This is a genomic window from Streptococcus sp. HMSC073D05 (assembly GCF_001812015.1).
In the GTDB taxonomy this organism is placed as follows: domain Bacteria; phylum Bacillota; class Bacilli; order Lactobacillales; family Streptococcaceae; genus Streptococcus; species Streptococcus parasanguinis_D.
In genome coordinates, this window is sequence record NZ_KV807490.1 from 21145 (window position 1) to 33170 (window position 12026).

Annotated in this window: 9 protein-coding genes and 2 tRNA genes; 7 read left to right on the plus strand and 4 right to left on the minus strand. The window is 36.2% G+C overall.

The window, feature by feature from the left end; translation table 11 throughout:
• Window positions 1–32: 32 nt before the first annotated feature.
• Window positions 33–104: transfer RNA gene (locus tag HMPREF2832_RS05770), tRNA-Glu, on the plus strand.
• Window positions 105–112: 8 nt separating this feature from the next.
• A tRNA-Asn gene (locus tag HMPREF2832_RS05775) sits at window positions 113–186 on the plus strand.
• Between the two features lie 97 nt (window positions 187–283).
• Here HMPREF2832_RS05775 and HMPREF2832_RS05780 read toward each other — a convergent pair.
• Both HMPREF2832_RS05780 and HMPREF2832_RS05785 read right to left on the minus strand, forming a co-directional pair.
• Window positions 284–2851 (minus strand): YfhO family protein, encoded by a 2568-nt coding sequence (locus tag HMPREF2832_RS05780; protein ID WP_070505949.1) that lies wholly within the window; start codon window positions 2849–2851, stop codon window positions 284–286.
• Window positions 2852–2900: 49 nt separating this feature from the next.
• Window positions 2901–4526 (minus strand): ATP-binding cassette domain-containing protein, encoded by a 1626-nt coding sequence (locus HMPREF2832_RS05785; RefSeq protein ID WP_049486042.1) that lies wholly within the window; start codon window positions 4524–4526, stop codon window positions 2901–2903.
• A gap of 205 nt (window positions 4527–4731) precedes the next feature.
• Here HMPREF2832_RS05785 and trpS point away from each other — a divergent pair, with 205 nt between their 5' ends.
• Window positions 4732–5760 (plus strand): tryptophan--tRNA ligase, encoded by a 1029-nt coding sequence (trpS, locus tag HMPREF2832_RS05790; RefSeq protein ID WP_003002236.1) that lies wholly within the window; start codon window positions 4732–4734, stop codon window positions 5758–5760.
• 142 nt (window positions 5761–5902) lie between these two features.
• The gene (gene guaB, locus HMPREF2832_RS05795) at window positions 5903–7384 is read left to right on the plus strand and encodes an IMP dehydrogenase (protein WP_003009220.1); all 1482 of its coding nucleotides are present in this window, start codon (window positions 5903–5905) and stop codon (window positions 7382–7384) included.
• A gap of 45 nt (window positions 7385–7429) precedes the next feature.
• Here guaB and recF read toward each other — a convergent pair whose 3' ends face one another.
• Both recF and yaaA read right to left on the minus strand, forming a co-directional pair.
• Window positions 7430–8524: a DNA replication/repair protein RecF gene (gene recF / locus HMPREF2832_RS05800; protein ID WP_070505951.1), complete on the minus strand. Its 1095-nt coding sequence runs from the start codon at window positions 8522–8524 to the stop codon at window positions 7430–7432.
• The gene (gene yaaA / locus HMPREF2832_RS05805) at window positions 8524–8886 is read right to left on the minus strand and encodes a S4 domain-containing protein YaaA (RefSeq protein ID WP_061455875.1); all 363 of its coding nucleotides are present in this window, start codon (window positions 8884–8886) and stop codon (window positions 8524–8526) included. The genes recF and yaaA overlap by 1 nt, the downstream gene beginning before the upstream one ends.
• Window positions 8887–9041: 155 nt before the next feature.
• On the opposite strand from yaaA, the gene yfmF reads away from it, so the two are divergent.
• The 3 genes from yfmF to HMPREF2832_RS05820 are packed head-to-tail and all read left to right on the plus strand — an operon-like array spanning window position 9042 to window position 12006.
• Window positions 9042–10289, plus strand: a complete 1248-nt coding sequence (yfmF, locus tag HMPREF2832_RS05810) for an EF-P 5-aminopentanol modification-associated protein YfmF (RefSeq protein WP_070505954.1) — start codon at window positions 9042–9044, stop codon at window positions 10287–10289.
• A gap of 8 nt (window positions 10290–10297) precedes the next feature.
• Complete coding sequence (gene yfmH, locus HMPREF2832_RS05815; RefSeq protein ID WP_070505956.1) at window positions 10298–11572, plus strand: EF-P 5-aminopentanol modification-associated protein YfmH; 1275 nt, start codon at window positions 10298–10300, stop codon at window positions 11570–11572.
• A 26-nt stretch (window positions 11573–11598) separates the two neighbouring features.
• Window positions 11599–12006 (plus strand): helix-turn-helix domain-containing protein, encoded by a 408-nt coding sequence (locus HMPREF2832_RS05820; protein ID WP_003009210.1) that lies wholly within the window; start codon window positions 11599–11601, stop codon window positions 12004–12006.
• Window positions 12007–12026 lie beyond the last annotated feature (20 nt).

Here is a 12026-nt window from a genome sequence, read left to right on the forward strand (position 1 = left end):
TATAATGGGATATGTTCTGTTAATGAATATATGGTCCGTTGGTCAAGGGGTTAAGACACCGCCTTTTCACGGCGGTAACACGGGTTCGAATCCCGTACGGACTATATCTCATTCCGCCATAGCTCAGTTGGTAGTAGCGCATGACTGTTAATCATGATGTCGTAGGTTCGAGTCCTACTGGCGGAGCTAGTATAGCACCCATTTGGGTGTTTTTTTGTTTTGAAAAAGCTAGGATAATGACTATCCTAGCCTTTTATTTATAAGTGAACGATAGTTAGATTCCTTAACTTTTTCGTCTTTTTATTTGTCTCCATTCGTAGAGGAAGAAGAGAATGATTCCAACGAAAAAGGCAATGAGTCCTTCAATGAAGCCTTGGGGAACAAATGTTAAGGTGACTGTTCCGGATCCTTTTGAAACACGAACTCCCATCAATCCTTTCTGGATGCGATGAATTTGGATAGGCTTTCCATTTTGTTTAGCTGACCAGCCTTTATCATAAGGGAGTGTAAAAATAAGAGTAGTGTCTCTATTTGCGTTATAGGCTGCTACCAATTTGTTTTTCTTTTTGTGAATAGCAACTTCTTGCTGACGAATGCTAGCGATAGCTTGTGTGTATTGGTCAAGATCCAGAGCAAAAAATTCTGGTGTATCAAAGGAGACTGTCGAATTTTCTGGAAAACTCAAACGAATAGTAACTGTTTTCTCTGTGTCAAAATGGCCAATCGAAAAGAATGGAAAGGCATTATCAATGGTATAGCGTTGGGTCTGTCCATTGTAGCTGATTTCAATATCTTTCCGATCATCGTTTGAAAATTTTAAATTTGGAACATTGACATATAGTTGGCTATGGGCAGGAACCGTTACTTCATATTGAATACTTGCGTAGGATAGATGACTATCTTCTTCAATTTTTGCAGTTTGCAACGAAGATGTAGTATTTTGTGAAGTAGGCGAGAGAATATTTAATTTCTTATAAAATTTATATTTTTCATTTGTGATTTGATGGATGAATCGTGTCTGATTATCCAGTGTCAAATTCGTAAAGGAAGTATTTTTATAAGGTTTTGTTGACAGAAAGGCGATTGGTAAGGCATATTCGTTTTCTGAAAGTGAGACTCCATTTTTGGTTGCAATCTCTTTAAATCCAAATTTTTGAACAGGTTGTTGGCTTAAATTATAGCGAACACCAAATAGACTGTCCATTAAAATAGAATTGTTTTGGTATCGAAGATTGAGGTTAGTTCCTTCAGATTTAAATCCTAGTTTGTCCAATGTCGAGCTAGCATCCGTATTTCGTACAGATGAAAATTGAGAAATTCCATTATAACCATACTTCATGCTATCATTGCCTGTTTGTGGCTGTAGAATCTCAGTCCGATAATTTGAGTCTGTCTTCTCTCTTACTAAGGATTGGATGGCTTTTAAGTCGCGTTCGTAGGATGATCGAGAAGCAAAGACCCATTCATTCGCAATTCCTTCCATTTGATAATAACTATTTACCGATAATTCAAAAATGGAGAAAAAAAGGATCGAAAGATAGAAAAGTCTAGGCGGTATCTTTTTTAGGATAAATCCTAAACAGACCAAATAGAAAGCAATTAAAAATTCAAAAGTAACAATGAAATTGACTGCATCTAAAAATTTATAGTGACTGCTGTAAAGGACAGTTGCTCCAAATCCTAGAATAAGGAGGAAATTAGCAAGACTAAAACGAATCCAAGTGATCTCCTCTATTCGATTTAGTACTTCTCCTGCCATCAGAATAATCGTCAAAGAAAAGATCCAAGAGTATCGATGAAGAAACATATTTGGCGCGTGCATACCTTGCCAAAGGAGATCTAATAATTGAAAACGAAAACTCAAAATAAGAATGGTCAAGAGTATAAAGTAAGAAAGTTTCACGTGAAACTTGATCGACTTTACAAAGAAAAAGGTGATCGCTAATAGAAGTGGAAATAATCCCACGTAGATCATTGGAATTGATCCATATTTAGTAGTGTCAAAACTTCCAATGAAATTTTTTGCAAATACGTCAAGATACCAACTTTTTTCGGTAAAGATACTGTCAACCTTTGAAAAACTTTCTCCATGAGTGCGTAAATCTAAGAAGGTTGGATATAACATCACAAGGCTTGTTATAACTGATAAAAGAGATACAATCACAAAATGAAAGAAGCGTTTTCCAATTCCTTTGATGTCCCATGACAGTTGTGTCAAGTACCATAAAATAAGAAAAATAGACATCATAAACCCAAAATAATAATTTTGGATAAACAAGCTGGTTAAGCTGATAAAGTAGAGAATCTCTCCCTCATTGTAAATGAGTTTTTTGAATCCATAGAGAATTAATGGTGCTAGGATAAAAACATCTAGCCAAGTTTTGATTTCAATTTGGCTGATAGCAAAGCTCATAAGAGCAAATGATGTTGAAAGGGTAAGAACCAGGGATCTAGGAATTTTAGAAAACATTCCATGTAAACTAATATAAGTGCTTAACCCAATAGCTCCAAATTTAAAAAGAGTGATGAGGTAAACAGCATCCGGCATGGATTGTGCATTAAAGAAGTAGACAAGAGGAGAAAAGAAACTTCCTAGATAATAGCTACTGAGTGCATAGAAATTAATACCTAATCCACTTTGAAAACTGTAAAATAGGCTATCTGTCCCATGTAAAATATTTCGAAGTGTGGTATCAAAAATGACATACTGATGATAACCATCTCCTAATAATGGTGAAGTATCACTGTTCCAGTAGATTCCTTGTGAGAGGTAAATAAAGAACATCATGATAGCTGGAATCAGGAAAGAAGATACTATAAAAAGGGATGTTTTTAGCTTTGTTTTATTCATATATTTCTACTGAAAGAGCCTGAAATCATTATTTCAGGGCTCTTTATTTTTATGATTGACTCCAAAGTTCTTTCACTTTTGCTTGAACTTCTTCATTTTCAAGAAACTCATCATAGGTTTCATCAATACGATCGATTACGCCGTTTTTTGAAAGAACGATAATATGGTTGGCGAGTGTTTGAATGAATTCGTGGTCATGGCTAGCAAAGATAATCGATTCTTTAAAATTCTTCAATCCATCATTCAAACTTGAAATAGACTCCAAATCCAAGTGATTGGTTGGATCATCCAGTACAAGAACATTTGACTTGAGGAGCATCAATTTAGACAACATGACACGAACTTTTTCTCCCCCTGACAAGACGTTTACAGACTTGTTAACTTCGTCACCCGAAAAGAGCATACGTCCTAAGAAACCACGAAGGAAAGTATTGTCATCTTCTTCTTTACTTGCAAATTGACGAAGCCAATCAAGAATACTTTCACCACCTGCAAAATCCCGACTGTTGTCTTTTGGTAGATAAGATCGACTAGTTGTAACTCCCCACTTGACAGTTCCTTCATATTCAATATCATCCATCAATGCACGGATCAAAGCGGTTGTTTGAATATCGTTCTGTCCGATAAGGGCAGTTTTGTCACCAGGCCGTAAGATAAAGCTGATATTGTCAAGGATGGTTTCTCCATCAATCTTGACAGAAAGATTTTCAACTGTCAAGAGATCGTTACCAATTTCTCGTTCTGCCTTAAAGTTGATGAATGGGTACTTCCGACTAGATGGAACAATTTCTTCAAGTTCAATCTTGTCAAGCATTTTTTTACGCGAAGTTGCTTGTTTTGATTTTGAAGCGTTGGCTGAGAAACGTGCGACAAACTCTTGTAATTGTTTAATTTTTTCTTCAGCTTTTGCATTTCTATCTGCTTGTAATTTTGCTGCAAGTTCAGAAGATTCTTTCCAGAAATCATAGTTCCCGACGTAAAGTTTGATTTTTCCAAAGTCGAGATCCGCCATATGGGTGCAGACTTTATTCAAAAAGTGGCGGTCATGGGATACAACGATAACCGTATTTTCAAAATCAATCAGAAAATCTTCTAACCAGGTAATGGATTGAATATCCAATCCATTGGTCGGCTCGTCCAAAAGAAGGACATCTGGTTTACCAAAAAGGGCTTTAGCTAAGAGAACTTTTACTTTATCCCCATTGGCTAACTCGCTCATAGTTTGGTAATGAAGGTCTTCTGAAATATTTAGATTTTGAAGCAATTGAGATGCTTCACTTTCTGCTTCCCATCCACCAAGTTCGGCAAATTCACCTTCAAGTTCAGCTGCACGGACACCGTCTTCATCAGAGAAATCTTCTTTCATGTAGATAGCATCTTTTTCCTTCATAATGTTGTAGAGCTTTTCATTTCCCATAATGACAACATCGATGACCCGCTCGTCTTCGTAGTCAAAGTGATTTTGACGCAAAACAGACAAACGTTCATCAGGGCCAAGAGAAATATGACCAGTTGTTGGTTCAATATCTCCAGCTAAAATTTTTAAAAAGGTTGACTTTCCAGCACCGTTGGCACCGATGAGACCGTATGTATTTCCCTCTGTAAAGTTGATATTGACATCGTCAAACAATTTTCGATCACTAAAACGTAGTGAGACGTCTGATACTGTAAGCAATGATATTCTCCTCTTTCTATAATGTCTTCATTTTACTAGAAAATAGGGGAAAATTCAACTTTTTTACTGTCAATTTGTTTTTACAACTATGTAAACTAAATTGACAGTTTAGTAAATTGTTAATTCGGTACAAACATAGAGGATAGACTAACATTTTCAATTAGAAAGTGCTATAATGATAGGGATAACGATTAAGGAGAAGAGTATGACAAAACCCATCATTCTGACAGGAGATAGACCGACAGGAAAACTCCATATTGGCCACTATGTTGGTTCTTTAAAAAATCGCGTCTTGTTGCAAAATAAAGACGAGTATAATATGTTTGTTTTCCTAGCAGACCAGCAAGCTTTGACAGATCATGCAAAAGATCCAAAAACGATTGTAGAATCTATTGGTAATGTTGCTTTGGATTATCTGGCAGCTGGACTAGATCCTGAAAAAGTTACGATTTTCATTCAAAGTCAGATTCCTGAATTAGCGGAATTGACCATGTATTACATGAATCTTGTATCTTTGGCGCGACTTGAAAGAAACCCAACTGTAAAAACCGAGATTTCTCAAAAAGGTTTTGGTGAGAGTATTCCAACAGGATTTTTGGTATACCCTATTTCACAAGCAGCCGATATCACAGCATTTAAAGCGAATTTTGTTCCAGTAGGAAATGATCAAAAGCCAATGATTGAGCAAACTCGTGAGATTGTGCGTTCCTTTAATCATGCTTACAACACAGATACTTTGGTGGAACCGGAAGGGATTTATCCTGAAAATGAAGCAGCAGGGCGCTTACCTGGTTTAGACGGAAATGCTAAAATGTCTAAATCGTTGAATAATGGCATTTACCTAGCTGATGATGCAGATACTTTAAAGAAAAAAGTGATGAGTATGTATACTGATCCTGATCATATTAAAGTAGAGGATCCAGGAAAAATCGAAGGCAATATGGTGTTTCATTACCTGGATGTATTTGGCCGTCCAGAAGATGCAGCTGAAATTGCAGAAATGAAAGAACATTATCAACGTGGTGGACTTGGTGATGTAAAGACCAAACGATATCTTTTAGAAATTTTAGATCGTGAATTAAGACCGATTCGTGAAAGACGCCTTGAGTTTGCAAAGGATATGGGTGAGGTCTACTCTATTCTTGAAAAAGGAAGTGAGCGCGCTCGAAATGTAGCAGCTCAAACACTGGATGAAGTAAAATCTGCGATGGGAATTACCTATTTTAAAAAATAAAACGACTTCATTAAAAGCGAACATTTCTTACTGTTCATTGATAATTTACCAATAAATGATTGACAAATTGCCATAGAATGGTATGATATTAACAATAAAAATTCGAGCCTTGCTCAAATAAAAAGAAAAGAGGATCCAGCTAATGTCTAATTGGGACACAAAGTTTTTAAAAAAAGGGTTTACATTCGATGACGTGCTTTTGATTCCAGCAGAAAGTCACGTATTGCCTAATGATGCAGATTTAAGTACACAATTAGCAAGTAATTTACGCTTGAATATCCCAATCATTACTGCTGCCATGGACACAGTGACTGAAAGTCAAATGGCAATTGCTATGGCACGTGCTGGTGGACTTGGTGTTATCCATAAAAACATGTCAATTGAGCAACAGGCAGATGAAGTACGCAAAGTAAAACGCTCTGAAAATGGAGTTATCATTGATCCGTTCTATTTGACTCCGTCTCATACAATTGCAGAAGCAGATGAGTTGATGGGACGATACCGAATCAGTGGTGTTCCTGTTGTTGAAACACTTGAAAATCGTAAATTAGTTGGTATCCTTACAAACCGGGATTTGCGTTTTATTTCTGATTACAATCAACCCATTTCAAATCATATGACAAGTGAAAATTTGGTGACTGCACCGGTTGGAACTGATTTGGAAACAGCTGAACGCATTCTACAAGAGCACCGTATTGAAAAATTACCATTGGTAGATGAAAATGGTCGTCTTTCTGGCTTGATTACAATCAAAGATATTGAAAAAGTTATTGAGTTCCCAAATGCGGCTAAGGATGAATTTGGTCGTTTGCTTGTGGCTGGTGCCGTAGGGGTTACTTCAGATACTTTTGAACGTGCAGAAGCTCTTTTTGAAGCTGGTGCAGACGCAATTGTCATTGATACTGCTCATGGACATTCTGCGGGTGTTCTTCGTAAGATTGCAGAAATTCGTGCTCACTTCCCAGATCGTACCTTGATTGCAGGAAATATTGCAACTGCTGAAGGTGCTCGTGCATTATTTGATGCAGGGGTAGACGTAGTTAAGGTCGGAATTGGTCCAGGATCAATCTGTACAACTCGTGTTGTTGCAGGGGTTGGAGTTCCTCAAGTGACTGCCATTTATGATGCAGCCGCTGTAGCTCGTGAATATGGAAAAACGATCATTGCTGATGGTGGTATCAAGTATTCAGGAGATATTGTCAAAGCACTCGCAGCTGGTGGGAATGCGGTTATGCTTGGCTCAATGCTTGCAGGTACAGATGAAGCACCAGGTGAAACAGAGATCTTCCAAGGTCGTAAATTTAAAACATACCGTGGTATGGGATCTATTGCAGCAATGAAGAAAGGTTCTAGCGACCGTTACTTCCAAGGATCTGTCAATGAAGCCAATAAATTGGTCCCTGAAGGAATTGAAGGACGTGTTGCTTATAAAGGTTCTGTAGCAGATATGGTCTTCCAAATGATCGGTGGTATTCGTTCAGGTATGGGTTATGTTGGTGCAGCAACCATTCAAGATTTACATGATCATGCACAATTTGTTGAAATGAGTGGTGCCGGATTGAAAGAAAGCCATCCTCATGATGTGCAAATTACAAACGAGGCTCCTAACTACTCAGCACAATAAATTTACACATTTGTAAACAAAAACAACAGCATCTTGACAATATTGTCAAGATGCTGTTTTGATATGACCAGCTTGAATAGTGAAAATTTTCAACTCTTCAGGTAGTTCTTTTAAATGATCGAGAGTGGTCGTAGTAATAAATGTTTGAATATTATTAGAGATGGTTTCAAGTAGTTGAAGTTGACGATAATTGTCAAGTTCGCTCATGACATCGTCAAGTAATAAAATAGGCTTTTCTCTTGTGATTTCTTCCATCAATTCGATTTCTGCTAATTTTAGAGAGAGAACAACACTTCGATGCTGGCCTTGACTACCAAAGGTAGCATTCATATTATTGATAAAAAATGCCAAATCATCCCTGTGAGGCCCAATACTTGTTGTTTTCCTAAAAATATCCTTCTGACGATTTTTTTCCAACATAGAGAGAAACTGCTCTTCTATATCATTTCCATCTTTAGAAAAAACAGTTGACTGATATTGAATTGATAGGTCTTCTTTGTTGTCAGAAAGTCGAGTGTGTTTTTCTTTTGCTTTAGCTTCTAATTTTTTAATAAACTCAAGCCGATGATGGATGACGCGACTTCCAAAACTAGCTAGTTGTGAATCTAGGACCTCCAAAAATGTAGCATCAATTTTTTCCGAATTTTTTAGATAACTATTTCTTTGTTTCAGTACATGGTTGTATTGAGATAAGTCGGATAAATAGAGAGGTTTCATCTGACCTAATTCAATGTCAATAAACTTTCGGCGCCCTGCAGGTGATCCTTTGATCAGTTGCAAATCTTCGGGTGCGAAAAGGACAACATTCATATGGCCAATATAGTTTGATAATTTGGCTTGTTTCAAATGATTTACCTTAGTTATCCGACCTTTTGGTGTCAAGGAAATTTCTAATGGAAGGGGACCAGTTTCTCTTTGCAATTGACCAGAAACTTTAAAATCGGTGGATTCAAAATAGATGAGATCTCTATCATTTCGTGTTCGATGACTTCTGGTTAAAGCTAGAAAATAAATTGATTCGAGAATATTGGTCTTTCCTTGAGCATTTTGACCTAGGAAAATATTTAATCCAGGATGAAACTCGACTTCTAGTTCTTGATAATTACGAAAATGTTGAATGGATAACTGTTTTAACCACATTACGAGATACCAGGAAAGCGAATTGCTTTTTCTTTTTTGTTAGTCTTTGTCGGTTGTTTCTTTTGTTGTTGATTGAGTTTCTTGACAAGTTTAGCAACACGTTCCTTTTCTTCCTTCTCTTTAAGATGATCTTCTATTTCTTCTTGAGAAGGTTCAAGAATGGTGATAGTCATGTTCAGTTCAGAAATGTCAATTTGATCATTGACACGAAGTTTACGGCCTCTCCGTTGTTCTAATTCACCATTAACAAAGACTTCTTTTTCTTGAAGAAAGGCTTTGATTGCCCCACCACTCTGTATAATACCGAGTTCTTTTAAGATTGCTTGTAATGTAATAAAGTCATTAAATAATTTGTAATTCATAGTTCACCTCTTTGCGTGTTATTATACCATATTTTTAGTTTTTCTAGGGTAGAGAATGTTGAGTGATTTGAGGAGCTTTTTCACAGTTTGAATTAGGATTTTAGTGTGATTTCGTGTTATAATGAAAGTTACTATTGAGTAGAACGAGGATGAAAATGGAATTAGTAAAGGGCGTGAATCTTCACTTTCTTCAATCAAAAAAATTTAAAACCAATAAAATTAAGGTCCGTTTTTCATCGCCATTAGATGAAAATACCGTGGCTGCGCGTGTTTTAGTAGCCTGTATGATGGAAACTGCAAATCAAAAATATCCAACTTCACAATTATTCCGTGAAAAATTAGCGAGTCTATACGGGGTAGAATTGTCCACCTCAGTCTCTAAGAGGGGGCGTGTTCATTATGTTGATTTGAATATTTCCTTTGTGCGCGATGACTTTTTGAGCAAGAAAAATGTTCTTACTGATGAGGTTTTGGACATTATAGAAACTATCTTCTTTTCACCTTTGGTAGTAGAAGATCACTTTGACAGTGATACATTTGACGTTGAAAAGAAAAATACAATTTCCAATTTGGAGTCGGAAATTGAAGAGCCTTATTATTATGCACACGGGCAATTGAATCAACTATTTTTTGAAGACGAAACAATCGGGATGTCAAGATTGGGGAAAGTTGATTTAGTGAGACAAGAAACAGCTCAAAGTTCTCTTGAACAGTTTCATCAGATGCTCCAATTAGATAACATTGACTTCTTTTTCATAGGTGACTTTAATGAGGTCGCTATTGTGGATCGAGTGAACCAGTTTGAATTCAAGCCACGTGATAACAATTTGTCTGTCACCTATCAACAACCTTTTACAAATGTTGCTAGAGAAAAGTTAGAGCAAAAACAAAACCAACAATCTATTTTAGAATTAGGTTACCATTTTTCTACCCAGTATGGAGAATCTTTCCATATCCCACTAGTTGTATTAAATGGGATGCTGGGAGCTTTCTCGCATTCGAGACTTTTTCAAATTATTCGAGAGAAAGAAGGTCTTGCTTATACTATCTCAAGCCATTTTGATATTTTTACAGGCTTTATGAGAGTTTTTGCAGGCATTGATAAGGAATCTCGTACGAAAGTAATGACCTTGATTATGAGACAGTTGAATGATTTAAAACGAGGCAAGTTTACAGAGTCAGAGCTTCAATTGACAAAAGAAATGTTGGTGAATACGACCTTATTAGCACAGGATCGGCAAAATACTTTGATTGAAAGGGAATATTTGAAAACGATCCTAGGAACGAAAGTCCTTTCTCTAGAGGAGTGGTTAGAATCCATCGATAAGGTTAGTAGAGAAGAAATTATTGAAGTGGCAAAAACAATTAATTTACAGTCTGTTTATTTTATGGAAGGAAAGTAGTGTAAAGATTGAAGATTAAAGAAAAATATTATGAATCAGTTGGTGAGCAAGTTTACTTTACACGCTTGTCAAATGGGTTGACTATTCATTTAATTCCCAAAGAAGATTATTATGAAACCTATGGAATAATAACAACTAAGTTTGGCTCAGTGGATACACGAATTCTAGTGAATGGTGATGAAAGGCAATATCCTGCAGGAATTGCTCATTTTCTAGAACACAAAGTATTTGAAGATGAAAATGGTCAAGATTATTTAAAAAAATTCGTTCATTTAGGATCGGAAAGTAATGCCTTTACAAGCTTTACAAAGACAAGTTATCTTTTCTCAACAACTTCAAAAGTCCCTGAAAATATTCAATTGTTATTGGAGATGGTTTCAAAGGCTTCCTTTACAGAAAAATCTGTATCTAAGGAAAGAGAAATCATTCAACAAGAAATTGGAATGTACCAAGATAGTCCAGACTATCGATTATTTTTTGGTGCTTTAGAAAATTTATATCCTGGAACGCCGTTAGCAGATGATATTGCTGGAACTAGGGAGTCTATTTCTGACATTACAATAGATAATCTCCGTGAAAACTTTGATCTATTCTATCATCCCTCTCAAATGCACTTATTAGTGATCGGAAACTTTGATGTTGATGAAGTATTGCAAGTAGTAAAGGAATATGATCTAGTTCCTCCTCATCCATCTGTGGAGTTAGAACGTTTTCCTGTAGAAAAAAATGAAGTAAGATTGAATCAATCTTGTAGAATGGAAGTTGCTACTCCTAAGTTGGCAATTGGAATTCGAGGAAATGATATCATTAAGGAAAAGGAAAAATTTCGTTATAAATTGATGTTGAAATTACTGTTTTCGATGATGTTTGGTTGGACTTCGCAACGGTTTCAAAGTTTATATGAAGCTGGGAAGATTGACAATTCATTGACACTTGAAGTCGAGGTTGAGGAATTATTTCATTTCGTTATTTTGACAATGGATACTCAAGAACCGGTGTCCTTATCTCATCAATTTAGGTCAGCGATCAAACAATTTGAAAAGGATCCAGATGTCAATCAGGAACATTTGGATACGATTAAAAGCGAAATGTTTGGTGATTTCTTACAAGGTTTAAATTCGCTTGAGTATAGTGCCACTCAGTTTGAATATTTTTCAGACGGTAGCACTTCTTATGATCTTCCAAAGATTTTACAAGGTATTAGTTTACAAGATATCATCAAATTAGGGCGTCAGTTCATCGACCAGGCTGAGATGGTTGACTATATGATTTTTCAAAAGTAGTAAACAATGTATCAAGAAGGGAAAACATGAAGAAGAGAACGATTGGTCAAGTGTTAAGACTGTCAAGAGTAAATTTACACTTAAGTTTACAGGATGTGTCAAATAAGACAGCCATTGAAATTCCTTATATAGAAGCGTTGGAAAACGATGAGTTTGATCTATTACCGAGTCCCTTTTACGCTCAGATCTATCTTAAAAAGTTAGCATGGGCTTTGGGATTAGATGAGTCTATCCTATTGACAGCTTTTCGTGAAGGAAAAGAATTGTTATTTGATGAAGAGATACTTGTAGATGACGAAGAGCTTCATTCAAGAAAATTAAGACAGAAAGCGAGCTGGTTACCAATCCTGTATTATCTACTAGTTAGCTTTGCCATTCTTGGTTTTGTGATTTATATCGTATATTTTTATGAGTTTACAGCATCTGTAAAATAGATGTAAAGATAGTTTATTTT